The 24540-nt window shown below is 32.4% G+C and carries 26 protein-coding genes; 24 read left to right on the top strand and 2 right to left on the bottom strand.

Features of this window, described 5'->3' with window-relative positions:
* Positions 1 to 5 precede the first annotated feature (5 nt).
* Genes rbsK through rbsU form a run of 3 tightly spaced genes read left to right on the top strand, consistent with a single transcriptional unit; the run spans position 6 to position 2242 of the window.
* Positions 6 to 923, top strand: coding sequence for a ribokinase (gene rbsK / locus IGL90_RS12010; RefSeq protein WP_174078543.1), 918 nt, complete (start codon positions 6 to 8; stop codon positions 921 to 923).
* A 15-nt stretch (positions 924 to 938) separates the two neighbouring features.
* Positions 939 to 1334, top strand: a complete 396-nt coding sequence (rbsD, locus tag IGL90_RS12005; RefSeq protein ID WP_002355102.1) for a D-ribose pyranase — start codon at positions 939 to 941, stop codon at positions 1332 to 1334.
* 20 nt (positions 1335 to 1354) lie between these two features.
* Positions 1355 to 2242 carry a ribose/proton symporter RbsU gene (rbsU, locus tag IGL90_RS12000; protein ID WP_010777945.1) on the top strand — a complete coding sequence of 296 codons (888 nt, stop codon included), beginning with the start codon at positions 1355 to 1357 and terminating at the stop codon, positions 2240 to 2242.
* A 19-nt stretch (positions 2243 to 2261) separates the two neighbouring features.
* Here rbsU and IGL90_RS11995 read toward each other — a convergent pair whose 3' ends face one another.
* Positions 2262 to 3146, bottom strand: coding sequence for a LysR family transcriptional regulator (locus tag IGL90_RS11995; RefSeq protein ID WP_002370030.1), 885 nt, complete (start codon positions 3144 to 3146; stop codon positions 2262 to 2264).
* 107 nt (positions 3147 to 3253) lie between these two features.
* Here IGL90_RS11995 and IGL90_RS11990 point away from each other — a divergent pair, with 107 nt between their 5' ends.
* The 10 genes from IGL90_RS11990 to IGL90_RS11945 all read left to right on the top strand — a co-directional run bounded on the left by IGL90_RS11990 (position 3254) and on the right by IGL90_RS11945 (position 11798).
* Complete coding sequence (locus IGL90_RS11990; protein ID WP_002355105.1) at positions 3254 to 3835, top strand: DapH/DapD/GlmU-related protein; 582 nt, start codon at positions 3254 to 3256, stop codon at positions 3833 to 3835.
* A complete protein-coding gene (locus IGL90_RS11985) occupies positions 3835 to 4572 on the top strand; it encodes an SDR family oxidoreductase (RefSeq protein WP_002359155.1) in 738 nt (245 codons plus the stop codon). The genes IGL90_RS11990 and IGL90_RS11985 overlap by 1 nt, the downstream gene beginning before the upstream one ends.
* 181 nt (positions 4573 to 4753) lie before the next feature.
* Complete coding sequence (locus IGL90_RS11980; protein ID WP_002355107.1) at positions 4754 to 6067, top strand: NCS2 family permease; 1314 nt, start codon at positions 4754 to 4756, stop codon at positions 6065 to 6067.
* Positions 6068 to 6761: 694 nt separating this feature from the next.
* Positions 6762 to 6962, top strand: a complete 201-nt coding sequence (locus IGL90_RS11975; RefSeq protein WP_002365266.1) for a hypothetical protein — start codon at positions 6762 to 6764, stop codon at positions 6960 to 6962.
* A gap of 64 nt (positions 6963 to 7026) precedes the next feature.
* A complete protein-coding gene (locus tag IGL90_RS11970; RefSeq protein WP_002365265.1) occupies positions 7027 to 7857 on the top strand; it encodes an McbB family protein in 831 nt (276 codons plus the stop codon).
* On the top strand, positions 7850 to 8506 hold the full coding sequence (locus tag IGL90_RS11965) for a hypothetical protein (RefSeq protein WP_002401933.1): 657 nt from the start codon (positions 7850 to 7852) through the stop codon (positions 8504 to 8506). The genes IGL90_RS11970 and IGL90_RS11965 overlap by 8 nt, the downstream gene beginning before the upstream one ends.
* Positions 8490 to 9467: a hypothetical protein gene (locus IGL90_RS11960; RefSeq protein WP_010712829.1), complete on the top strand. Its 978-nt coding sequence runs from the start codon at positions 8490 to 8492 to the stop codon at positions 9465 to 9467. Before IGL90_RS11965 ends, IGL90_RS11960 begins: the two co-directional genes overlap by 17 nt.
* 17 nt (positions 9468 to 9484) lie before the next feature.
* Positions 9485 to 10528: a YcaO-like family protein gene (locus tag IGL90_RS11955; protein ID WP_010712828.1), complete on the top strand. Its 1044-nt coding sequence runs from the start codon at positions 9485 to 9487 to the stop codon at positions 10526 to 10528.
* Positions 10529 to 10540: 12 nt separating this feature from the next.
* Positions 10541 to 11221, top strand: a complete 681-nt coding sequence (locus IGL90_RS11950) for a hypothetical protein (protein ID WP_002365261.1) — start codon at positions 10541 to 10543, stop codon at positions 11219 to 11221.
* Entirely contained in the window at positions 11208 to 11798 is a 591-nt protein-coding gene (locus IGL90_RS11945) for an ATP-binding cassette domain-containing protein (protein WP_002394296.1), read from the top strand. The genes IGL90_RS11950 and IGL90_RS11945 overlap by 14 nt, the downstream gene beginning before the upstream one ends.
* A gap of 355 nt (positions 11799 to 12153) precedes the next feature.
* Here the strand turns inward: IGL90_RS11945 and IGL90_RS11940 are convergent, their stop codons facing one another.
* Positions 12154 to 12594, bottom strand: coding sequence for a MerR family transcriptional regulator (locus IGL90_RS11940; RefSeq protein WP_002401936.1), 441 nt, complete (start codon positions 12592 to 12594; stop codon positions 12154 to 12156).
* 82 nt (positions 12595 to 12676) lie between these two features.
* Between IGL90_RS11940 and IGL90_RS11935 the strand changes: the two genes are divergently transcribed.
* From IGL90_RS11935 to IGL90_RS11885, 11 genes are all read left to right on the top strand, one after another.
* Entirely contained in the window at positions 12677 to 13681 is a 1005-nt protein-coding gene (locus IGL90_RS11935; RefSeq protein ID WP_373465613.1) for an alpha/beta hydrolase, read from the top strand.
* A gap of 13 nt (positions 13682 to 13694) precedes the next feature.
* Entirely contained in the window at positions 13695 to 14444 is a 750-nt protein-coding gene (locus IGL90_RS11930; RefSeq protein WP_002401938.1) for a carboxymuconolactone decarboxylase family protein, read from the top strand.
* A 2-nt stretch (positions 14445 to 14446) separates the two neighbouring features.
* On the top strand, positions 14447 to 15034 hold the full coding sequence (locus IGL90_RS11925) for an acyltransferase (RefSeq protein ID WP_002401939.1): 588 nt from the start codon (positions 14447 to 14449) through the stop codon (positions 15032 to 15034).
* Positions 15027 to 15665, top strand: coding sequence for a histidine phosphatase family protein (locus IGL90_RS11920; RefSeq protein WP_010712825.1), 639 nt, complete (start codon positions 15027 to 15029; stop codon positions 15663 to 15665). The genes IGL90_RS11925 and IGL90_RS11920 overlap by 8 nt, the downstream gene beginning before the upstream one ends.
* A 339-nt stretch (positions 15666 to 16004) precedes the next feature.
* Positions 16005 to 17483, top strand: a complete 1479-nt coding sequence (locus IGL90_RS11915) for a helix-turn-helix domain-containing protein (RefSeq protein WP_010712824.1) — start codon at positions 16005 to 16007, stop codon at positions 17481 to 17483.
* 639 nt (positions 17484 to 18122) lie between these two features.
* Positions 18123 to 18800, top strand: a complete 678-nt coding sequence (locus IGL90_RS11910; protein WP_010712823.1) for a WxL domain-containing protein — start codon at positions 18123 to 18125, stop codon at positions 18798 to 18800.
* An 89-nt stretch (positions 18801 to 18889) separates the two neighbouring features.
* The gene (locus IGL90_RS11905) at positions 18890 to 19204 is read left to right on the top strand and encodes an LPXTG cell wall anchor domain-containing protein (RefSeq protein WP_010712822.1); all 315 of its coding nucleotides are present in this window, start codon (positions 18890 to 18892) and stop codon (positions 19202 to 19204) included.
* The gene (locus tag IGL90_RS11900; protein WP_010712821.1) at positions 19201 to 20205 is read left to right on the top strand and encodes a DUF916 and DUF3324 domain-containing protein; all 1005 of its coding nucleotides are present in this window, start codon (positions 19201 to 19203) and stop codon (positions 20203 to 20205) included. Before IGL90_RS11905 ends, IGL90_RS11900 begins: the two co-directional genes overlap by 4 nt.
* A 15-nt stretch (positions 20206 to 20220) precedes the next feature.
* Positions 20221 to 22050 (top strand): bacterial Ig-like domain-containing protein, encoded by a 1830-nt coding sequence (locus IGL90_RS11895; protein WP_430604652.1) that lies wholly within the window; start codon positions 20221 to 20223, stop codon positions 22048 to 22050.
* Between the two features lie 167 nt (positions 22051 to 22217).
* Complete coding sequence (locus tag IGL90_RS11890; protein WP_163404294.1) at positions 22218 to 22997, top strand: TraX family protein; 780 nt, start codon at positions 22218 to 22220, stop codon at positions 22995 to 22997.
* A 1027-nt stretch (positions 22998 to 24024) separates the two neighbouring features.
* Entirely contained in the window at positions 24025 to 24522 is a 498-nt protein-coding gene (locus IGL90_RS11885; protein WP_232323123.1) for a PepSY domain-containing protein, read from the top strand.
* The last annotated feature ends 18 nt before the right edge of the window (positions 24523 to 24540 follow it).

Here is a 24540-nt window from a genome sequence, read left to right as displayed (position 1 = left end):
GGTGGATGAAAATGAACACGGTTACAATTATCGGAAGTATCAATTTAGACACAACATTAAGAGTCAAAGAAATGCCAAAACCAGGCGAAACAATTCACGCCATTGAACATTTTACAGCAGGTGGTGGTAAAGGAGCAAACCAAGCAGTTGCAGCGAAACGTTCAGGCGCAGAAACATATTTTATTGGTGCTGTGGGAAATGATGGCGCTGGAGCTATGATGACTGATTTAATGAGTCAAGATGAAATTAATTTAACTGGGGTTACCACTTTAGAGAAAACAGCTACTGGCCAAGCCTTTATTATGGTAGATAACGCTGGTGAAAATAGCATTATGATTTACGCAGGAGCCAATAACGCCTTTACGCCAAAACAAGTACAGGAACATCAAGAAATTATTGAAAAAAGTGATTTTGTGATTGCCCAATTTGAAAGTGCGATTGATAGTACGATTGCAGCGTTTAAAATTGCTAAAAAAGCAGGCGTCAAAACGATTTTAAATCCCGCACCTGCGTTAGAACAAGTTCCTGAAGAATTACTAAACGTGACAGATATGATTGTACCAAATGAAACAGAAACCGAAATTTTAACAGGCATTAAAATCACAGATGAAGCGAGTATGCGTAAAGCCGCAGAAGCACTTCATCAATTAGGGATTGAAGCAGTAATTATTACAGTAGGTAGTAAAGGCGCCTTTTATGACGTCAATGGACGAAGTGGTATTGTGCCTGCTTTTAAAGTGAAAGCGGTTGATACAACGGCTGCTGGCGATACTTTTATTGGCGCATTAAGTAGTATATTAGAGAAAGACTTTAGCAATTTGGAAGAAGCTATTCGTTATGGAAACAAGGCGTCCTCGTTGACTGTTCAACGTTTTGGAGCCCAACCTTCGATTCCTTATCAACACGAATTGGCAGACAAATAAAAAGGAGCGAGCGACATGAAAAAAACAAAAGTTATTAATTCAGATATTTCCCGCGTCATCGCACAAATGGGTCATTTTGATAAATTAAGTATTGGTGATGCAGGCATGCCTGTGCCTCGAACTACAGAAAAAATTGATTTAGCAGTTACCAATGGTGTCCCTAGTTTTATGGAAGTTTTAAACAATGTCCTTGAGGAATTGGCAGTTCAACGAATTTATTTAGCAGAAGAAATTAAAACAGAAAATCCTGACATGTTGACAGCAATTAAAACTCGTTTACCAGAAACTCCCATCAGTTTTATTCCTCATACAGAAATGAAACAAGAATTAAACAACTGCCATGCCTTTATTCGGACAGGGGAAATGACCCCATACGCAAATATTTTATTAGAAAGTAACGTTGTCTTTTAAACGAGAGAGGGGAAATAGAGATGAATGCGACTGCATTATTAATCGGTTTAGGACCGCTTCTAGGTTGGGGGCTTTTTCCAACAATTGCTTCAAAAATTGGTGGACGTCCGGTGAATCAAATTCTCGGTACCAGTTTAGGAACATTGATTTTTGCCGCTATTTTTTCAATGATTAATGGTTTGGCTTTTCCAGCGGGCATGGATTTATTCTTTTCAATTTTATCTGGTGTCGGTTGGGCCTGTGCGCAAATCATTACATTTAAATGCTTCACGATGATTGGTTCATCACGTGCCATGCCAGTAACGACCGCGTTCCAACTTTTAGGGGCTTCTCTCTGGGGTGTCTTTTTCTTAGGAAACTGGCCAGGTGCGACAGCCAAATTGTTAGGCGCATTTGCCTTAGTGTTAATCATGATTGGTGCCAAAATGACGGTCTGGTCGGAAACGGAATCCGCTGAGAGTGCTGGGATTATGAAAAAAGCAGTTCTTCTATTAGCCGTTGGTGAAATCGGCTATTGGGCGTACTCTGCAGCACCCCAAGCGACGGCAATTGATGGCATGCATGCCTTTTTACCACAAGCAATAGGCATGGTAATTGTCGCAGTTATTTATTCAGCAGTTGTCACTATTAAGGGTGGGGAAACATCGCCATTTATAGAAACTGTTTCTTACAAACAAATTTTTTCAGGCTTTTTCTTCGCCTTTGCAGCGTTAACTTATTTAATTTCAGCGCAGCCAGATATGAACGGCTTGGCAACTGGCTTTATTCTATCCCAAACATCAGTTGTGCTTGCAACGTTGACAGGTATTTGGTTCTTAGGTCAAAAGAAAACAGCCAAGGAAATGACCGTAACGATTATCGGCTTAGTTTTGATTTTGGCAGCAGCTACGATCACAGTGATGATTTAAAAAAGTATTCAACGACCTATTATTCAGGGCGTTGAATACTTTTTTTTATTTGTTCTAAAAATAATGCAGCAGCTGTGGAAAGAACCGTATTTTTGCGCCAAATTAAACTAATTTTGGCTGTTAAAGCAGGATATAGCGGGATAAAACGTAAATTTGTTTGCTTTGTTTCTAGAATACCATCAATGCTTAGGGCGCTACCTAGCCCAGCTTCTACCATCAGTGAAGCGTTGTAAAGTAAGTTGTAGGTCCCAACGATTCGGAACTGATCTAGACTTGCTTCGAGCCAATCAGAGAGTTGGCTCGGAACTTGTGCTTGTCGAGAAATAAATAAAGGTTCTTCTTTTAAATCGGCTGCAGTAATAACATTTTTAGTGGCTAAGGGATGGTCCTTTACAGTAATTAAGCCCCATGTATCTACAACTGGTAATGTTAAATAGCTATATTTTTGTTTAGGTGCAGGCTCAATAATTAAACCAAAATCTAATAATCCTTTGTCTAGCCGTTCTATTACATCATCTGCATTCCCACTGTATAAATGAAGGTGAATATCAGCTGAGTGCTGGCTTGTTATTTGTTGTAGTGCATTCGCTAAAAAAGACATAGCTTTTGTTTCGCCGCCACCAATCGTGATTTCGCCATTAATGAATTCATTTTGCGACAAGTTGGTGACTGTTTTATTCGCTAAGCTTAAAATATCTTGCCCTTGTTTAGCTAAATATTCTCCTTCAGGTGTTAATTGTATTTGTCGATTTCCTCGTATAAATAATGTCACGCCTAATTCTTCCTCTAATTCTTTTAATTGCTTAGATAATGTTGGTTGTGATACATGCAATTGTTTGGCTGCGCCACTAATCGTTTTTTCTTGGACCACTGCTAAGAAATAGTGAATCACTCGTAATTCCATTACTTTCCCTCCTATAACTAAAACGCATACTTATCTATTTATTATAAGTATTAGACAGAGGAGTTGTCACGTATTACGATAAATTTAGCAAAAGGAGGCGATTAGGAATGCTTACAAAAAATCTCCAAGAACTAATTGCAACAGGTAGCATTGATAAAGATGAACCACTATTTCAACTTATTCATCAGATTCAAGAGGAAAATAGTCGCTATTTAATAGAATTAAATCAACAAGCCTATACACATAATGAAGTAAGGAATCTTCTTGCCACGATTATCCAAGACAAAATTGACGAAACTGTTACGATTTTATTGCCTTTTTATACAGATTTTGGACGCAATATACATTTTGGTAAAAATATTTTTATTAATCGGGCAGCTATGTTTGTTGATTTAGGGGGCATTATAATTGAAGACAATGTTTTAATTGGTCCGCGCGTTAATCTCTTAAGTGTCAATCATCCGGAACTGCCAATGAAACGGCGAGGCGTATTGCTAGCACCAATTACCATTAAAAAATTTGCGTGGTTAGGTGCGGGTGTCACTGTTTTACCAGGTATTACGATTGGTGAAAATGCTATCGTAGCAGCTAATGCGACTGTAACTAAAGATGTGCCAGCTAACGCTATTGTTGCAGGAACACCAGCTAAAATTATTCGTTGGATTCAGGAAGATAAGGAGGAAATATAATGAAATCATTATCAGAAAAAGTTATTGTTATCATGGGCGCTTCCAGTGGCATCGGTGAGGCAACAGCCCGTTTACTTGCCAGAAAAGGAGCGAAGTTAGTCATTGCAGCACGTCGACAAGAACGTTTAATTGCTATAAAAAAAGAACTTCCTGAAGCAACGATTCTCGTGCAACAAGCAGATGTAACGAAAGAAGAGGAAGTTCAGCGTGTAATCAAGCTTACAATGGAAAAATATGGACGAATTGATGTTCTTTTTAACAATGCAGGAGTTATGCCAACGGCGCCTCTTATTGAAGCACCAAAAGGAGAATGGCGTCAAATGCTAGATATTAATATTATGGGTGTTTTAAATGGCATTGCGGCAGTTCTTCCAATTATGGTTGAACAAAAATCAGGGCAGATTATTGCTACTGATTCTGTGGCAGGACATGTCGTTTATCCAGATTCGGCTGTCTACTGTGGAACAAAGTTTGCTGTTCGAGCAATTATGGAAGGATTGCGACAAGAACAAAGAGAGAATAACATTAAATCAACGATTATTTCACCAGGTGCTGTACAAACAGAACTTTATCAAACAATTTCTAATCGAGTAGTAGCTGAAACGTTACATCTAGAACAGTTAAGTTGGGGCTTAAAGGCGGAAGACATTGCGCAAGCGGTGGTCTTTGCCATAGACACGCCAGATCGTATGTCAATCAGTGAAATGGTTGTTCGCCCGACAACACAAACGATTTAATTTAAAAAGTATTCCTAGAAAGGAATACTTTTTTTAAATCGTGATTGTTCGTTTTTTACAGAATTTAGAATTTGATATTTACATATTTGTTGGTTTATTATATGATTAAACACGTTGTTTCATTAATAAATTGAATATTTTACGAACATTGTAAGATGTTTAGATTTTAGGAGGACGGAACATGAAAGAAAAAATAAGTTCATATTTTGAACTTGAACAATTGAATACGAATATGAAACGAGAAATGTTAGCTGGTTTCACCACATTTATCTCAATGGCGTATATTTTGTTCGTTAATCCAACCGTACTTGGTGCTTCTGGCATGGACGAAGGCGCTGTTTTTACTGCCACCGCTTTAGCGAGTGCCTTAGGTTGTATTTTAATGGGTGTGTTGGCGAAATATCCGATTGCGACAGCACCAGCTTTAGGAATTAATGCATTCTTTGCTTATTCAGTCTCTGTTGGTATGGGGATTCCTTGGCAAACGACATTAGCGGGCGTTTTTGTGGCTTCATTGATATTTATTTTAATTACAATTTTTAAATTACGCGAGCTAATTATTGATGCAATTCCTGCAGACTTGAAATTTGCCATTTCAGGTGGGATCGGGTTGTTTATTGCTTTTCTTGGTTTAAGCCAAGGTGGCTTAATTGTGGCAAATGATGCGACACTCGTTGGCTTAGGACCTTTGAATGTTGGTTCAACCTGGGTCACCATTGTCGGCTTAGTCGTAACTGCAATTTTGTTAGTTCGTCGAGTACCGGGTGGTATTTTTATTGGGATGGCGATTTCAACGATTGTTGGTTTAGCGACAGGCGTTATTCCAATGCCTGATAAGATTATTTCAAGCGCGCCAAGTTTAGAACCAACATTTTTAGTGGCGTTAGGACATGTGAAAGATATCAATACGATTCAAATGTGGGTCGTGGTTTTAACGTTCCTATTAGTAACATTCTTTGATACGGCTGGTACGTTGGTGGGCTTAGCCAATCAAGCAGGTTTTATGAAGGACAATAAAATGCCGCGTGTGGGGAAAGCTTTAGCCGCTGATTCAACAGCGATGTTAGCTGGTTCTCTACTAGGGACATCGCCAGTTGGCGCATATGTCGAATCATCTGCGGGGATTGCTGTGGGTGGTCGTTCAGGAATCACAGCTATTACAACAGGGATTTTATTTATTTTCAGTTTGCTATTTTCTCCTTTGTTAGCAGTTGTCACTTCGCAAGTTACAGCGCCAGCGTTGATTATTGTTGGCGTTTTGATGGCACAATCCTTAAGCAAAATTAAATGGAACGAAATGGAAATTGCAATCCCTTCCTTCTTAATCTTGTTAGGAATGCCATTGACATATAGCATTTCAGATGGGATTGCCTTAGGCTTTATCTTCTATCCAATTACAATGATTGCGGCAAAACGTGGGAAAGAAGTTTCGCCAATTATGTATGGCTTGTTCTTTGTTTTTGTCGGATTCATGTGGATCCTGAATGCGCAATAAGTAAGAGAGAAAGTTATCAAATAGTTGATTCATAAGACAATGAACTTATGAATCAACTATTTTTTTTCGACTAAGCACTAGAAAAACGCCCCTTATTTGATGTATAATTTGCAAAGACATTGACCTGTGAAGATACAGGAACAGAGAGGAATTAATTGAGTGAAGTATACAGAAATTATGATTTCAGGTAGTAGTTTCTGTTGAAATGTATTGAGAATACTGGTTTTTAATGTCTTTTTTCGTACAGTAAATAAGTTCAAAAAGCAATGATTGTTAGCTCTTGTGTTAGCGGTTGTTGCTTTTTAAATACTTAAATATGTTTTGTTATTAAACAATATGCTTTCCTTATAGTAAGTATCAATTCATAAAACTAGGTATTCACAATTGTTATTAAAGAGGTAAAATCCGAAAATATGCGAATATGCATTGTATATTATAATTTTAATGTGATAAAATAAATATTTTAAAAATTATTTTTGTTAGAATTTTCATTGATATAAAAATAGAAAAATTAATGATAGTTGTTTTGTTATTAATTTTTTTGTTTTTGTTGTCTAATCAAAGACTTTTAGATTTTTCAGTATAAAAATACGTTTTTTAATTAGAATAAGATGAGTTTTTGCTTGAAAAATGATTGGATAGTGGTAAAATAATTTCATCAATATTGATAAAATTATAACGGAGGTGTATTAAAATGAATGTTGAAGAAGTTTTAGTGTCGCAAAAAACCCCAAATGCAATTAATGAAGAGACTGAATTATATGGGTTTGGGTATGGTTCTGTCGTTGAGAACATTACTGTCTCTAAAGGTGGAGGCGGTGGTGGAGGCGGCGGCGGTGGCTGTTGTTGTTGTTGCTGCTGTTGTTGTGGGGGTGCCACAGGATTAGAAGAATAGAAACTTCATAAGGTAAGTGGACGCACTTACCTCTTTACATACTCAAGTAAAAAGGAGTGAAAAAATGTATAAAGTAAACCCTTTTATATGGCATGATCTTAGTGAAAAAGAAACATTCTTTCAAACAAAACTATCTTCGATAATTATTACTAATAAAAATTTAGTTAGAATGTTAAAAGATTTAGAAAAAAATGAAGTAATAAATTTTGAGGAATCTCTATTATCCAATTATTTTAGGAGCAACATGATTAATAATGTACTGGTCTTTTTAGAAGAAAATAAATTAATTAAAAAGCTAGATATAGAAAATAATAAGGTTAATGAGGTTTTGGTATATACCGATGATTCTGAATTTTCTGAATTATTCGATTACGTGTTTTCCGAAAAATTTACAATTAGTCATCAGAGCAGTATTTCCCACTTAGAATCTAAAAATATGGATGGTAAATTGCTTATAGTATTTTTAAAGGCTTTCAATTTTAAAGAATATGAAAATATTGTAAATATAGCCAAGGAAAAGAATGTAGTCATTAAAATAATTTTTAGCTATAATCATCATATTTATTTTTCGAATTTCTATAAAAGGGAATGGTACAATCCATGTCCAATATGTTTTTTTTCTGAACTAGAAAGCCAATTAAGAGGAGAAATAACTTCTGATACAGCTAATTTTCAGACAATTATAGATTTACTTTATACAAAATCACAAAATTTTGCTATAGAATACCCGTTGCAAAAGGATGATTATTTTACGATAGTTTATACCATAATGAGGAATTTGGATAGCGATTTAATGAAATGTGACTTAGATGAAGTTTTATCTATTGATTTAAATAATCATTTAGTTACAAAAGATATTGCTTATCATTGGGGGTATTGTGATTGCTATGAGTGATTATTATTGGAATGAATATAAGAATGTACTATTAGATGAAGCATATTTAATTGATACGTTAAAATATCAACAAAGGGTAGTGAATAAACAAGTAGAAGAGAATAATTTAGATGAATTGAGCGATGTTTTAGGTCTTTATAATGTGAAATACTCGGATATTAGGTTAGCGGTATATCCTTTTGATGAGTTACCTGTCTTTATAAAAACGTTAGTTAGTGATTTACAAAAAAATTATGCTTCCTTTATATATAAAGTTAGTATGCCAATACTAGCCATAACAAAAAAAATAGGGAATGTAAATACTGGTTGTTATTCTTTTGATTTTAAAAATAATTTTTTGATTCTATATGAAACTGATGTAACTAAGATTAGAGAAATAGTAAATGATAAACTGGTATTAGCTTTTTTTTTAAACATAGAGGATGCAATTTGTTTATATAAAAAAAAGGCGTACACAAATGGTATAAAAGAAATTGGTTATGTTTCTAAAAGCAGTCAATTAGCGATTAGTAAAGAAAAAAACATAATAATAAACGAAATGCTAGTACCAGAGCAACAACTGACAAATGGATTAGGTATAAACTTGAGAAAATGTTTGTTAATGGAAGCTTTAATTTTAGAGGTGTTAACTAATGATATTCACGAATAAAAGTTCCTACGGTGTGAAAAGTGATATGTTTTTATCAAATATAAATATTGGATATGTGAATTTTTCACGTGTCAAGATTAAGCAAGGAACGACAGCAGGTAGTGCTTTCTCAGTTGACGAAAATAAACAGTTATCACTTATTAAAAGTTATAATGAATATTTAGAAAGACTTTTCTTAGGGATACCATTAAGTACAAATAAAACTATTTCTTCTGTAAATTTAGAAAAAAATATTGTAAGTAGCAGAAAATATTCAGAATTTGGATATGGAAATCATGAGTTTGGATTTAATGATACGACAGGAACTTCATCTGGAAAACTTTCAGAAGTAATAATCCAAAAGGCACTAACAGAATTGATTGAGAAAAATGAAGTATTTTGTTTTTGGTATGGTTTGAAAGGGGAAAAGTTAAAACAAGATAAAGAAATTCATGACTTAATTAATGATTATAATTTTATTTCAAATATGTTTAAAATTTATGTAGTTCGTGAACTTAGTAATTATTCAACAGTGATCGTGATGGGGTTTTTAGAAGGGAAATTACTAACCTCAGGTGTATGTTGTAGTATTACTATGGAACAATCTCTAATTTTGGCCTTGAAAGAAGCTAAGGGAATAGAGTGGCAAACTTTTAATAATCCCTTAGCAAAAGCAAATAAATTTTCTGATAAATTGCATAAAAAAATTTTAAAAAAAGTAAAGTTTATGGATGAAACATACAAAGTTATTACAAAAGATTCTATACAAGCTACGAAATACATTGAAACTGCTGATTGGATTAACCATGTTGAGATATCCGTAATTGGAGATGACATAAATAGAGGAGTTAAAACAATAAAATGTATATCCAAACAGTTACTAAATTCTGTACCAATTAAGATAAACATTGAAAGACAAAAAGATAAAGAGATTATTAAGAGATATTTAATTGATTATTCTATTGATTGTCCTATCCAATGATAGAAAGGAGAATACTTTTGAAAGGTTTTTTAAGAAATAAGGTGAATTTTGTTTTAAATGAGGATTTATTTATGTCACATCACTATAACGTATATATAGAAAAATATTCTAAAAGACCTATCAAAGCCTATGAGGTTGATTTAAAGAATAAAAGGCAGCATATTCTTTCAACTTTAGGAGAGTATTTGGAGCGAGAAACACTCATCAACGAAAATTCACCAAAAGAGCATACGGTTATTGCTACGAATTTAATTGATGGAAGCATTAAACAAGTTAATCTTGATATGATTTTGTTTAAGAATAGTTTTGTTGATTCTTCTGGTATGGCCTCGCATAAAAAATCAAAGCCATTAATATGGACAGCGTATAAAGAATTCTTTGAAAGACAGAGCTATATTACTAACTTCTTGTTTCATACTAAGGCTCAGCAATTAAATATAGATAAGATAGAAGAAATAAAAAAAATAGACAGATATTTGACTAATTATTTAGACAATGTCAAATATTATAATATATCTTTAAGTAAGAACCTTTACGTGGTACTTGCCGTTGGGTATGGTGAAAAATACAAAGCAGTGGGTTTGGGAACTAGTCAATCAGCAAGAAAAGCAGTAATAAAATCACAAAAAGAAATATTACAATATTTTGCTACATCGCATTCAAAATATAAAGAAGGAAAAGTTAGTCAAAGCTCTGGATTAGTAATTGACAATAAGGACATTTATCATGACTATTTTGATAGATTGAGCTCGAAAGAAGTTAAAGATTTATATGCATATCTTGAAGGTAGTGAATTTATTATTCTGAATAATGAAGAGAAAATAGAAAAAGTTAGTCATACATTTACTATCAAAAATATAAGTAATTCTCTTAATATGTATCCGTATATTACAATGTTTGAAAATAATCATGCTAAGAATGTGAAAGTAGTGAAGGTATTTGACCCAAAGTGGTTCCCCAACATGGCACCAAGAAATTTTTCGAAAGAAATAATATTAAATGTAGAGAATATATTAAAATTAAAAAGAAAAAATTTTTCAGAACTGTTACCATTTCCGTAAGGAGGAGTGAAAATGTTTATCTCAGTTAAATCATATGCATTGTTTAATATTAAAATGTTACTGAAAGATAAAATTCCTTTATTGTGGTCAATAGCCTTACCTGTAATTACTTTTTTTATGAATTATAGAAGTGTAACAAATGAATGGGAATTGGCATATTGGTGGGTATATATTGTTGTTTGTTCCTATGTTTATGGAGTAGGAGTTTACGCATTACAATTAAAGGAATATGGAAGCTTAAAAACAATTTTTTCAATAAATAATTCACCTTGGGCATTTTTTTTAGGCAATCTATTGACGCAAATTATGTTTAGCTTTATCAGTGTAAACTTACTTAATTTAATTGTGGTTATTTTACTACCATTATCGTTTCTCCGTCTTTTTTTATATAGCTTTATTACTATTATAGCGTGTTTACCAGTTGCATTTTTTAGTTACAATTTAACTCTAATAAAAAAAGTGCATGCTAATACTATAAATTCAATATTTACAATGCTAATTTTTGGTTTATTTATATTGTTAAATACGAATATAGAGTTAAATAAATATAACCCTCTGTCAATTTTATCTAATGTTTTAATTGAACATAAAAATATGGATGTCTTCAAATATGTTACTTTTTCAATATTTTTAGTTTTTATTAGTATGTATTCTATAGTTAAATTTGAACCGATTTCAAATGAAAGAAGGTAAAGCTATGATCGAAATAAAGGATTTAAATATTCCTTATGTAGATAAAAAAATAAGTATGAATATTTTAAAAGAGTATAATTTATTTACTGGTGATAATGGTAACGGAAAAACCTTACTATTAGATTACATTTCAGGAGTAAAAAAGGCAAAAAGAACTGTAATTAAGGGGAATGAAAGTATCATATATATTAATCAAAACATATATTTTTCTGATCGTTTATCAGGAATGGACTTTCTGAAATTTAGTTATGGTTTGGACGGAAAAAAAAGTATTCAATCTTTTTATCAATTAAGCGATAAAATTCTTAAGCGTGAAGATATTGATAAGTTGCTTAAAAAACAATGGGGAATGCTTTCAGGAGGGGAAAAAAAGTTCCTTTATGCTCTTATTTTGATGTCTTTAGAAAGAGAATGGTATATTTTAGATGAACCGTTTGCTTTTGTAGATAAGAAAAGAAAAAAAATGTTATATAAGATTATAGATATTAAGATATCAGAAGATAAGGGTATTATTTTAACTACTCATGAAGAAGATGAAGTAGTATTAAAATCAGTTAGCAAGGTTTTTGAAATATAACTGTAAGAAGTAGTGTCATCATTTTAGAATATTTAATGTTGTACGATAAAAGAATGAATTATAATAAGCTCAGACTGTAGTTTAAATTATAGTAAATATAAAATAATTATGTTTTTGTATAGTAGTTTTTTTGGAAAGTATAGATAATACTGGTTTTTAATGTTTTTGTTTGTATAGTAAATAAGTTCAAAAAGCAACGATTGTTAGCTCTGCTGCTAGCAGTTGTTGCTTTTTGAACTTAGTTAAATAGTGTAGTCTATGAAAATTAAAGTGCTAGTGACAAATCTACTCTACTAATTTAAATAACGTTTGTTTTTTGTTTAGATTAACTCATTAAATGTACAATCGTTTCAAATTAATGAGAGTTTTCGTAATAAAGTTTTACCTCTTTTGGTAAGTTATTTGGAATTTTTGATTTAACAGCCACCTCGTTCCCTTGCTTAAGGACTTCATCGTAGTACCAGCATTTAAATTTAATCATATCAAGAACTTTTTCCATTTGTCGCAATTCTTTTTCTACGCTTACTTTTTGTCGTTCAAATAGTTCTTTTCGAATTTTGAAAGTTTCTGACCCTAATTTTGTCCATTTCATAAATTGTTTAATATCTTTAATTTCTAATCCAGATTTCTTCAAACACTCAATCACTCTTAAAGCTTCAATTTCGTTATTAGAAAATTTTCGAATACCGGAAACACGCGTTATTTCAGGAAATAATCCTTCTTTATCATAATAGCGGAGAGTTGAAACTGGAATGTTAAACATTTTTGATATTTCGCCGATTGAATATGCTGTCATAGCTCCTCCTGAAAAATTTTTATAATCAGACTTGACCTAAAGTTAAGTTTAGGTAGTAAGATTGTATTATTAAAAAAATTAAATGTCAACTATAGGAGGGAAAGCAAGGATGCTAGAAGATACTACAATGATTCAAAAATGGGATAAGGTATTCCAAAAAAGCGATAAGGTTAATCATCGTAAAGTGACTTTTACTAATCGATTTGGAATAGCTCTAGTTGCTGATTTATATGAACCAAAAAGACAAGCGGAAGAGTTTCCTGCAATTGCTGTGTGCGGTCCGTTCGGGGCAGTTAAAGAACAATCATCAGGACTTTATGCTCAAACAATGGCAGAACGGGGCTTTTTGACGATAGCTTTTGATCCGTCATTTACTGGAGAAAGTGGAGGGATCCCACGTAATGTTGCTTCTGGCGATATTAACACTGAGGATTTCCAAGCGGCTGTTGATTTCTTGTCGGTCCAAAAAAATGTTGCTCAGGATAAAATTGGAATTATTGGTATTTGCGGTTGGGGCGGCATGGCACTAAATGCAGCTGCAATTGATACAAGAGTAAAAGCAACCGTTGTTTCGACTATGTATGATATGTCTCGTGTAACAGCTAATGGTTATTTTGATTCTATTGATGTAGATGGTCGATATGAAATGCGTCAACAACTCAATGCACAACGTATTGAAGATTTCAAAAATGGGGATTATGCTCGTTCGGGTGGTGTTCCAGATAGTTTGTCAGAAAGTGCGCCTTATTATATTAAAGATTATTTCGATTATTACAAAACAGACCGCGGCTATCATAAGCGATCGTTGAACTCAAATGAAGGTTGGAATATGACGTCTGCTCTTTCATTGTTAAATACTAAATTTCTGTCTTATAGTGATGAGATTTTTAGTGCGGTGTTAATTATTCATGGTGAAAAAGCTCATTCTCGATATTTCGCAGAAGACGCTTTTAAGAAGTTGCAAGGAGATAACAAGGAGTTGCTAATTATTCCTAAAGCAACACACACTGATCTCTACGACAAAATAGACATCATTCCATTTGATAAAATGACCGAATTTTTTTATCAAAATTTGGAAGTAAGATAGGAGGAATTTGTAAATGATTGAGAAACAAACTGCTGGAAGAGATGTTTTAGGTGAATTTGCACCCAAATTTGCTGAGCTGAATGATGATGTGTTGTTTGGTCAAGTATGGGCAAGAGAAGATAAACTTTCTTTGAAAATGCGTTCTATTGTGACAATAACGGCGCTCATTTCAAAGGGAGTTATCGATTCATCTTTGAACTATCATCTGGAAACTGCTCGGAAAAATGGTGTAACTAAGACAGAAATGGCTGAATTATTAACACATCTTTCATTTTATGCAGGATGGCCGAATGCTTGGGCAGCGTTTCGATTGGCGAAAGAAGTGTATGTGGAGGACCATAACAAAGAAGAACATGGGGGATTGTTTGGTCAAGGGGAATTAAACACAGCTTATTCAGAATACTTTATTGGTCAAAGTTATTTGAAACCATTGACTGATCCAAAAGAAACAGTGTTTATTGCCAATGTCACGTTTGAACCAGCTTGCCGTAATAATTGGCATATTCATCATGCGAAATCAGGAGGAGGCCAAATCTTGATATGCGTAGATGGTGAAGGTTGGTATCAAGAAGAAGGAAAAGAAGCACAAAGCCTGAAGCCAGGGGATACCATTACAATACCTGCCAATGTAAAGCATTGGCACGGTGCAAAGAAAGATCGGTGGTTTAGCCACTTAGCGATTGAAGTGCCTGGGGTAGAAACATCAAACGAATGGCTAGAGCCTGTTAAAAATGAATTTTATGATAATCTAAAGGAGTGTTAATAATGAAAGTAAGTATTGAAGATGTTATTAATGGGTACAGAAGTGATGCTCCTGTTGATTTAGAGCGAGATGCGTATGCTGAGGAGCTTTATCAAGAAGCGATAAAAATTGGAATAGAAATGAATACCAAGTATCATTCAGAAGAGGAATTACGAGAAATTATGAGTTACTTGATTGGAAAAAAAGTAGATGAAACTTTTCGTATATTTCCACCTTTTTATACGGACTTTGGTAAAAACATTACACTTGGCAAAAATGTCTTTATAAACTCAGGGACGCATTTCCAAGACCAAGGTGGGATTGTGATTGGTGATGGTGTATTTATAGGACATAATGTAGTACTTGCTACAATTAATCACGACCTATTTCCAAAGAATAAACGTAAAAATCATTATGCGCCAATTGTGTTAAAAAATAACGTATGGATTGGTTCAAATGCTACGATTACTTCAGGTGTAACGATTGGTGAGTGGTCAGTAGTTGCAGCAGGTGCGGTCGTCACAAAAGATGTTCCACCCTACACTGTAGTAGGTGGCGTTCCCGCTCGTGTGCTAAAATTAATAGATAAGGAAGAGGATGGTAATGATTGATAAAACAACAAAGTCAAAAGCAGATGAGACTGATAATATGAAGAAACTTTATCTTATGCGACATGGTGAAACGCTATTTAATAAATTAGGGAAAATTCAAGGAGCAAGTGACTCACCTTTGACTGAAGTAGGAATAAAACAAGCAAGAATTGCAAAAGAGTACTTCCAAAATCGTAATATTAAATTAGATGCTTATTATTCCTCTACACAAGAGCGTGCATCAGATACACTAGAGATAATTATAGGAAATAAAAAATATAAGCGAATGAAGGAACTAAAAGAATGGAATTTTGGTATATTTGAAGGAGAAAGAGAATATTTAAACCCTAAAAGACCTATTGGGGAAACTTCATATGGTGATTCTTTTGTGCCTTATGGCGGAGAGTCTTCAAAAGTGGTGCAGGAAAGAATAAACGAAGGACTTACTAAAATTATGGAACAAGAAAACAATCAGAACGTTTTGGCAGTTAGCCATGGGGGAGCTATGTATCTATTTATTCAAAAATGGCTAGCGTATGAAAAAGTTTCGAAGATAAAATTTTCAAATTGTTGTATTTTAGAGTTTGGGTATAAAAATAATAGTTTTGTATTTTTACAAGCGATAAATCATGATTTCTCTAATTTAGTTTAAATGTTTTTTTATGTATAATTTTTGGATGTAAATATTTTCCTTTTTTCAAAAGAAGATTAACTATAAATCATCCGTACACGATTGAACAAACATACACTCTTAATGTTTGTTCAATCGTGTATTTTAGTATGAATAATATTAGGTCTCATTTAAATAACTTACAAAATTGATATATGTTTAAATCTTTTTATCTATTGTATTAGGACTACACATCAAGTATAGTGGTTGATGTTCTAAAATTTTGTTGATTTAGTACTTCGTATTTGAATCCTATCTTTATTGGAATCTTATTTTTGGTATATACAACTCAAAATATAGCTGATAAGAAGGAGAATTTATATGAAACTAGATAAATTAAAAAATCTTGTATTAAGCCAAACGCAATTAAAGAGCTTGGTTGTAGTTTATAATCTGTATCCTAGAGGCAAACAAATGAATGAGCTGGAAAACCTCTGCCAAGTTTCTAAAAATGAATTAAAGAGAGTCCTAAAAGTATTGGATGAAGAAGTCAAAAGCCTTCACTTCTTTGATAAGGTTAACAATATAATAGTAGTTAAAGATAAGTTTGTTTCATTTAATTCTGAAATAAATGAGGCAACTTATACAATGTTGCTTATGCAGTTAAGAAAAAAATATTTACTTTCTTCAAGTGTTTACAAAGCATTGCTATTCGTATTAGAGCAACGCTATTTTTGTTTGCAAGAATTAGCTGATCACTTGTTCTATAGTGATTCTTATACTTATAAAATAATAAAAAGATTGAAAAATTTTTTCTATTACTTAGAAACAGATTTAAAATTAGTGAAAGTTAATAAATCTGATCTCTATCTTGAGGGGAGGGAATCTTCTAAAATAATTTTCCACTATTTATTAGTCATGTTGGTTTCCCATGAAAATGATTGGGTATTTCAAGACAGTGAAAAAGAAGTGGTGTTGTCTTACCAGCCCACAAAAATTTTAGATAGCTTAGAGTTACTCAGCGACTGTAATAGAGATAAAATTTTGAATCTTTTAGCAATCTATAAAATAACCTCTCACGTTAAGGACCCCTTATTTTGCCTATCTAAAAATATTATTGAAATAGGTGAACTGATGGATAACGATGGTGAATTTCCATTTTATATAAATCAAACTGTCGACGTATTAAATGATGATCGAAACCTTCATTTCTTATTCATGGTTCATTATTTCATACAAGAATTACGTGATAGAAATCAGAAAATTCTAGTTGGAAAGAATTATACGACACTTGAAAAAAATGAAATCATACAAACGTGTATGTATTTTCTAGAGGATATAAAACAAAACTTTTCGATATCTCAAGATTGTTACTATGAACTGCTATATACGTTATGTAAAAGGTTAGTTGTTGTTCATCATTTAGGGTTGCACCAGTTTATGTTTGAGAGACATACTGTAGAATTTAAAGGTGTTGTTGATAGGCGTGTTGAAGTATTATTTGATAAATATTTTTATGGTTATCAAAATGAAAGGTCATACGCAAAATTAAAATATAGCCTAATTCCTTTAGTCACTAGTTATGTGAAGTTAGCTGTGGAACAGCCTCTAAAAATATACGTTGAATTCCAACATCATTCAGAAGACAGAATGATTGTTGTAAATGCATTAAAACACAGATATAGTACAAAAATTTTAGAAATAGTGGAAAGTTATGAATTGGCAGATATTATTATTTCTGATACCCCTTCGATCTCTTTTAAAGAAAAAACTTATTTTTTAATTCGTCATGCTTTAGATCCACATACTTGGTGTTCTTCCATCGTTGAATATGTTAACAGTATTTTAAATACTAAATAAATTTAAGCGAAACCTCAATTAATAAATTTGAGGTTTTTTTGTGTATCAATATACAGCTGCACCTTACTAGTTATCACAGAAGACTAGTCTTTCGACTTAGACTATCAGACAGGTTTTTATCCAAAAAGTAACAAAACTAAAAAAAACAAGATAAGACTTTGGCGGAAAAAGATGCTATTTTTTTTGTGAGGTATCAGTATACACATAATCATCTATTTATTTAGGCAACTGTTTGATAAAGGATAAAGATTCATATACCAAGTAAATAATAAGTCAACACTATGATTTTAGGCAGTTACTATCATTAAATACTGTATCTCATAAGGATAAATAGGTGTATACCAAACATATATGTCCAGTGTGTAAGCACAAAATATTACTCTATCCATAGTAGATGTATAAGAAAATTCCCCCTATTTTTATTTTTGAAGCAAGTACAAACTGACATATGTGTTTGGTTATCTTATTAAAGTAAAGGAGGAATAAAATAAATTACACACGAAAAAGTCATTATGTGTAGCGAACAACTATGCTATGACAGACAAGTTATTTTGAGGATAATTCTTGTCCATACAAAGAAAGAGTGAAAACCATTTAGCACTTTTAAAAGACAAACAAAACAGGAGGAGAAATATACGTATGAAAAAACTATTTTTAGGAACCAGTTTACTTATTACTTCACTTTTCGTTGGCGTTCAAACTACACATGCGGAAATGAAAAGTGATGCGGAATCAAAAAGTACAGTAAAGACAGTTGCAGGTGAAACTACTGAACCGACACCCCCAGTAGATCCCACTGATCCGGAAAAACCAAATCCAGACCCAGAAGTACCTGGTACAGGAAATACTGGACCTCTTACAATTGATCATGTTTCTAGCATTGATTTCGGAGAACAGGAAATTAAAGAGAAAGAAGCTATTTATAATGCGAAGACAGAACATCCTTATGTACAGGTAACTGACCGGCGAGCCACTGGAGCTGGTTGGACACTAAAAGCATCTATTGATGAATTTAGCAATGAAGATAAGACAAAAATATTAAAAGGAGCAGAACTCTCTTTAAAAAACGGTAGCATTAAATCAATAAGTGGAAATGTGTCTGAAAAACCTCTAGGATATGATGTCAACTTGAACAAAGACATGCAAGTAATTATGCAAGCGGGAACAGATCAAGGCATGGGGACCTGGCTAGATGTATTTTCTGGAACAAAAGATGATAATGCGAATGTACAATTAAAAGTACCAGCTGGTTCAGCGAAAGCTAAACAAAACTATTCAAGCGTTATCCGTTGGGAATTAACCGATGCACCAGCTTAATAAAATAGATTCTCTAAAGCTAATAACTAGTTATTAGCTTTAGAGAGTAAATTACATACATCATATAGATTAGTTAGAGGTGAATAAATATGAAAAAGCTAGTAGTACTCTTAGTTATATTAAGTGGATTTTTAATCAAAGAGGATGGATACGCTTCTAATACACAACAAAAATCAAATGCTGAGAGTCAAGTTACAATTACATTTGTAGAAAGCTCAGAGAAGCAAGAACGGGCGGAAAGCAAAGATTCTCAGAAGATGACTTTCGATAGAAGTTCAAAAACATTTTTGCCTAGTACAGGGTCAAAAATGAGTGGGGTATTATTCATATTGGGTATGTTAGCATTTTTTCTAAGTGTTACTATTCTATCAATGAGAAGAAAACATAGGAGGAATAACTTATGAGAAAAATCATCTATTCGCTCTGTATCATTTGTTTTATCGCCATATTACCGGCCAACGGAGTCTCTGCAGCGGATATGGCATATAGTGTCAAAGCAAACTTGCCAGAAAATCAGCGAAACAATGAACATACGTATTTTGATTTATTCATGCAGCCTAAACAAAAGCAAGCAATCAGCATTACCTTTGAAAATCATTCAAAAGACCCAATTGAATTAGAAGTGAATTATCATGCAGCACAAACGAATGATAATGGTGTCATTGATTATAAAGGAACAAAAGAAAGAAAAGATAGCAGTTTAGCGTACGATTTAAAAGAGCTTATCACAGGTGACCAAATCGTAAAGTTGAATGGTAACGAAAAAAAAGAAGTACCCTATACTATCACAATGCCTGAACAAAAATTTGAAGGAATTCTTTTAGGGGGGTTCCATATTCATAAGAAGGACAAAGAAGCTGCTACGAATCAAAAATTTCAAATTAAAAATGACTATTCTTATGTCATTGGGTTGCAAGTGACAGAAACAGAGAAAAAAGTAATACCAGAATTAAAACTAAACACAGTTGAGCCTGGCTTAAATAATTATCGAACGACATTGTTTGCTAATCTTCAAAATACGGCTGCGACAATGATTACAGATATGACTGTTACCGCTGAAGTCTATAAAGAAAATGGTACAGAAGTCCTTCATAAAACGGTCAAAAACAATCAATCAATGGCTCCAAACTCAAACTATAACTTTCCAATTTCATGGGACAATCAAGCATTCCAACCAGGTAAATATAGATTGAAATTAAATGTAATTGATAAAACAGGCCACAAGTGGTCATTTAATAAAGAGTTTGAGATAAAAAATAATGTAAAAAAATATAACGAAGATGCAGTCAATATAAAAGATTCAACTAATAAAAATAATTATATAGTGTATGTTTTAGCACTCATGCTTTTTTTTACTGTAGGGATTATTATCTATTTACTGTTAAAAATAATCAAGAGAAAGTGAGGCAGAACTACTCGTATGAGAAAAAAATTTATATTACTTCTATTTGTACTGATTTTTTCTATTAAACAAGAAGAGGTGGTTTTTTCGGAAATGGAGACCGTATCTACTAAAGCAGAAATAATAGAACCTTATGACAAAGGACTTAAATCAATGGAACTACTAAATCCGTATTATATCGAAAGAGGAGGTTTTCTTGACCCCAGAAAGGTTGTTTTTAAAGCAACGGATGAAAATGATACAGACATTCCTCTTTCTGAAATTCGATATAAGTGGCTGGATAACGCCCTTGATACAAGCCAAGAGGGCAATAGTGCATATGCTAAATTTTTTTGGATAAAGGACAAGCATGAAACATTTTATGTTTCAAATATTATAGTTGCATATGATTTAGTCCTTGAAACAAAAAATAGTACATTATACCAAGGAGAAATATGGAATCCACAGGATAACTTTGTGAAAGCATATGATGAAGGTTCAAATCCTGTTTATTGGTCTGATGATCGAATTAAGACTAATGATGCATCCGTTAATACAAACAGTCCCGGTACCTACTATAAAATATATACTTTGAAAGGACAAAATAAAGAAGTGTCCTCTTCATTTACAGTAACGGTGAAAGAAGACCAAACAAAAGTAGAATTAAAAGATACAGAGTTATACGTAGGCCAGAAATGGGACTTAGGAAGTGTCTTTAAGAATGTAGTAGATAAAGATGGAAACCCAATAAAACCAGAAGAAGTAAACGATGTTTGGATAGATGGAAATAAGAAAAGAGAAATAGATACCAGTAAACCAGGTAAGCATTCTGTAAGGATCGCTATATTGAAGGCAAATAACGATTGGGCATTAAGTAATACCGTTGAAGTAACAGTAAAAGAGGACAAAACAAAAGTAGAATTAAAAGATACAGAGTTATACGTAGGCCAGAAATGGGACTTAGGAAGTGTCTTTAAGAATGTAGTAGATAAAGATGGAAACCCAATAAAACCAGAAGAAGTAAACGATGTTTGGATAGATGGAAATAAGAAAAGAGAAATAGATACCAGTAAACCAGGTAAGCATTCTGTAAGGATCGCTATATTGAAGGCAAATAACGATTGGGCATTAAGTAATACCGTTGAAGTAACAGTAAAAGAGGACAAAACAAAAGTAGAATTAAAAGATACAGAGTTATACGTAGGCCAGAAATGGGACTTAGGAAGTGTCTTTAAGAATGTAGTAGATAAAGATGGAAACCCAATAAAACCAGAAGAAGTAAACGATGTTTGGATAGATGGAAATAAGAAAAGAGAAATAGATACCAGTAAACCAGGTAAGCATTCTGTAAGGATCGCTATATTGAAGGCAAATAACGATTGGGCATTAAGTAATACCGTTGAAGTAACAGTAAAAGAAGAACCTTTCACACTAAAACATGTATCTGATTTTGATTTTGGTGAAAAAGAGTTGACATCAATAAATAGATTAGTAACTAATAACAAAGAAAATCCTATAATTGAATTAGAAACCCCTTCAATTATAGCAAAAGATTGGCAATTACAAGTTGAACTATCTCCGTTTCTAGATAAAAAGAATAGTAAAAGTATTTTGAAAGGAGTGAGCTTATTTATTCCAATGGGGAAACTAGAATCTGATTTAGAAACAGAGGAACCTATTCAATATGACTGTCAATTAGAAGCAAATGGAAAAGCGAGTATTTTAATGCAGGGAACGAAAACAAAAGGTAAAGGTCGTTGGAAAAATAAATTGGCAACAAAAGAAATAACTTTGTCCATTCCGCCAGAAAATAAAAAAGGCAGCTATGAATCAACATTGCATTGGACACTACTAGATGTACCAGGATAAAGTGTTAATGGCGACTTGGCTTAGAAACAAAGATCATTTAAACGAATAATATTTATGATCAAGAACAAAGATATATTTTTGAAATAAATGTAAGTAAAGAAGCTATCAAGAAGTTAGAATTTCAACTTCTTGATAGACTTGAGAAACTGATAGTGAGGCTTGTAAATATGAGGAAATATTTAACAGGATTTCAATTAAAGATTATCGGATTGATTACAATGGTAATTGATCACTTAGCAGAATTTTTCAATTTTTTAGGAATTCCATTATGGTTCCATTGGGTTGGAAGAATTACCGCCCCTATTTTTTTATTTGAAAGTTCTGAAGGTTTTGTTCATACGAGTAATCGAAAAAAATATATGTTGCGATTACTCGTAGGCTTTTGGATAATGAATTTAATAAATCTAGTATTGAATCAATACTTTGTGGTTAATGGAGAAATTATAGCAAATAATGTTTTTAGTACATTATTTTTAGGAACAGTTTATATGCAATCTATTGCATATCTTAAAGAAAGAAAATTTGTTGCAAGTTTCTTTTGGTTCATCATTCCTATCTTAATAGGATTAATTTCATTTATATTTACAATAGGTGAAATGAGTACGATAAAGATGATTAGTTTACAACTATACACCTTATTTTTACCATCTTTATTTGTTACAGAAGGTGGGTTTTTGATGGTAATATTAGGAGTATTGTTCTATATATTTCATGGAAAAAAACACTTTCAGGTTTTATCATTAGGAATTGTGTCTTTTATTTCAGCAGCAGCAAACGGTTTTTCAGATTTATTTTCTAGTAACTATCAATGGATGATGTTCTTCTCAGCAATTCCTATTATTTTATATAACGGAGAAAAAGGAAAGGGGTTAAAAAGTTTCTTCTATTATTTTTACCCTGCACATATTATCTTATTTGCCATTCTTTCTTTTCTACTTCGCCAATAGGAACAGTTCAGAATTAAAATTTGTTAACTCATATAAAGAAATCTATGAGTTAGTGTCTGTAGTCGTTAATTCCTGAATTTTATATGTTATTATTCTTAAACTAAATTGGTAATACTTTTGAGAAAAACAATAAAAGATGTACTTCATGTATTTCCGCTTTCTACTGAAATTATAGTATCAAGGAATAGTTCATTTCAAAATATTGTAGCAAAACTATTAGTATGGACTTAGAGTCAATCTTTCATTTTTGTTAGCAGAATGTCATATTGTTCAATAGACAAGTGCACCTTGAATATATTTTAATAAGATTAAGTACTTTGAAATTAAGGAAAGTTGATATAAAACATGTTGAAAGATAAATAGATAAAGGAGAACTTAGGTTGTTATTCATACTATCATTAAAATTTGTTTCGATGATAGCAATTATTTTCATCGGGATTAAGGCACATTGCGAAAATCATGATGACTATTTTTGAAAATGAGTATTGATTATTAGTAACTTAAATAATAAGTGACTATAAAAATATGAAATTTATTTTCTCTTCTGGATGTATGTGATCTTGTCTATCAGGCACCAGTAAATGGAAAATATTTAAAATAGATAAATAAAATTTATTTTATATAAACTTCCAATTAGATTATTAAAGAAAGGACTAAAAAAGTATGTGTATGAAAAAAGATATTATTGAATTACTCAGGAATCCAATGATCTCGTCTTATTCTATTGAAAAAATGTCTAATGGACGAATATCTACTACTACAGCATCCAAATATCGGAATCATGTAAAACAAGAGATAGATCCATTCCTTATATTCACTAAGATGTCTTATAGAACTATAAAAAATTTCGAGGAATTAGCTAAAGAATTAAAAGAAGTGAATCCTAAGACAAAAGAAGAAGTTACAATGATGATTGACAATTATAGTTTGAGAAATTACTACAAATTATAAAGTATCAAACTTTAATAAAACTAATTACCATTTTTGAATATAATATCATGATAATATAGGTTAGGAGCTGACTGTATTGAATTTAAAAAGAATCTTTTTTGTCGTAGCAATGCTAGGAGGAATCGTTACTTTTACTGCCTGTGGGCTAGGTAAGGATGAGGTAACAAACACAAACTATAAGGTAACTGTTGAAGACGCAGCAAATATTTACAAAAAAAATACGAATAATTCAGAAATTCTGTCTATTAACTTTGATATTGGTGAGAGCTCTAAAGAATATGAGTATATGTTTGTTAACAAGACTGAAAAAATATATATAAATCCACAAAACGAAAAGGTAAAAAAAGAAAGCATTACTAGCGGTGAAGAGAATAATAAAGAAACATTTAATACAAATGAGATTGAAGGGATTAAATCTACAAAAAAAGTTCTAGAAGAAGCTAAAAATAAGGTGGGAGGGATTTCTCCACGAGTATTAGATTGGCGATTAGAAAAAAAAGATGGAACATTAGTTTATGATATCAATGTTAAGACAAACACAGGTTCTGAAAGAGTTATATTAAGTGCAAAATAATTTATAAGTGTTATAAAT

It is taken from the genome of Enterococcus sp. DIV1307a (assembly GCF_050537425.1).
Lineage (GTDB): Bacteria > Bacillota > Bacilli > Lactobacillales > Enterococcaceae > Enterococcus > Enterococcus faecalis.
This window is presented reverse-complemented; position numbering and strand designations above follow the sequence as displayed.

Excerpts from the sequence above, each read along its gene's own strand:
- IGL90_RS11915 (WP_010712824.1), top strand. The coding sequence starts at position 16,005 with ATGAAACTAGATAAATTAAAAAATCTTGTATTAAGCCAAACGCAATTA.
- IGL90_RS11935 (WP_373465613.1), top strand. The coding sequence starts at position 12,677 with ATGTCAACTATAGGAGGGAAAGCAAGGATGCTAGAAGATACTACAATG.
- IGL90_RS11940 (WP_002401936.1), bottom strand. The coding sequence starts at position 12,594 with ATGACAGCATATTCAATCGGCGAAATATCAAAAATGTTTAACATTCCA.
- IGL90_RS11990 (WP_002355105.1), top strand. The coding sequence starts at position 3,254 with ATGCTTACAAAAAATCTCCAAGAACTAATTGCAACAGGTAGCATTGAT.
- IGL90_RS11965 (WP_002401933.1), top strand. The coding sequence starts at position 7,850 with ATGAGTGATTATTATTGGAATGAATATAAGAATGTACTATTAGATGAA.
- IGL90_RS11890 (WP_163404294.1), top strand. The coding sequence starts at position 22,218 with ATGAGGAAATATTTAACAGGATTTCAATTAAAGATTATCGGATTGATT.
- IGL90_RS11980 (WP_002355107.1), top strand. The coding sequence starts at position 4,754 with ATGAAAGAAAAAATAAGTTCATATTTTGAACTTGAACAATTGAATACG.
- rbsD (WP_002355102.1), top strand. The coding sequence starts at position 939 with ATGAAAAAAACAAAAGTTATTAATTCAGATATTTCCCGCGTCATCGCA.
- IGL90_RS11995 (WP_002370030.1), bottom strand. The coding sequence starts at position 3,146 with ATGGAATTACGAGTGATTCACTATTTCTTAGCAGTGGTCCAAGAAAAA.
- IGL90_RS11960 (WP_010712829.1), top strand. The coding sequence starts at position 8,490 with ATGATATTCACGAATAAAAGTTCCTACGGTGTGAAAAGTGATATGTTT.
- IGL90_RS11985 (WP_002359155.1), top strand. The coding sequence starts at position 3,835 with ATGAAATCATTATCAGAAAAAGTTATTGTTATCATGGGCGCTTCCAGT.
- IGL90_RS11975 (WP_002365266.1), top strand. The coding sequence starts at position 6,762 with ATGAATGTTGAAGAAGTTTTAGTGTCGCAAAAAACCCCAAATGCAATT.
- rbsK (WP_174078543.1), top strand. The coding sequence starts at position 6 with ATGAAAATGAACACGGTTACAATTATCGGAAGTATCAATTTAGACACA.
- IGL90_RS11895 (WP_430604652.1), top strand. The coding sequence starts at position 20,221 with ATGAGAAAAAAATTTATATTACTTCTATTTGTACTGATTTTTTCTATT.
- IGL90_RS11945 (WP_002394296.1), top strand. The coding sequence starts at position 11,208 with ATGAAAGAAGGTAAAGCTATGATCGAAATAAAGGATTTAAATATTCCT.
- rbsU (WP_010777945.1), top strand. The coding sequence starts at position 1,355 with ATGAATGCGACTGCATTATTAATCGGTTTAGGACCGCTTCTAGGTTGG.
- IGL90_RS11925 (WP_002401939.1), top strand. The coding sequence starts at position 14,447 with ATGAAAGTAAGTATTGAAGATGTTATTAATGGGTACAGAAGTGATGCT.
- IGL90_RS11920 (WP_010712825.1), top strand. The coding sequence starts at position 15,027 with ATGATTGATAAAACAACAAAGTCAAAAGCAGATGAGACTGATAATATG.
- IGL90_RS11905 (WP_010712822.1), top strand. The coding sequence starts at position 18,890 with ATGAAAAAGCTAGTAGTACTCTTAGTTATATTAAGTGGATTTTTAATC.
- IGL90_RS11950 (WP_002365261.1), top strand. The coding sequence starts at position 10,541 with ATGTTTATCTCAGTTAAATCATATGCATTGTTTAATATTAAAATGTTA.
- IGL90_RS11910 (WP_010712823.1), top strand. The coding sequence starts at position 18,123 with ATGAAAAAACTATTTTTAGGAACCAGTTTACTTATTACTTCACTTTTC.
- IGL90_RS11900 (WP_010712821.1), top strand. The coding sequence starts at position 19,201 with ATGAGAAAAATCATCTATTCGCTCTGTATCATTTGTTTTATCGCCATA.
- IGL90_RS11970 (WP_002365265.1), top strand. The coding sequence starts at position 7,027 with ATGTATAAAGTAAACCCTTTTATATGGCATGATCTTAGTGAAAAAGAA.
- IGL90_RS11930 (WP_002401938.1), top strand. The coding sequence starts at position 13,695 with ATGATTGAGAAACAAACTGCTGGAAGAGATGTTTTAGGTGAATTTGCA.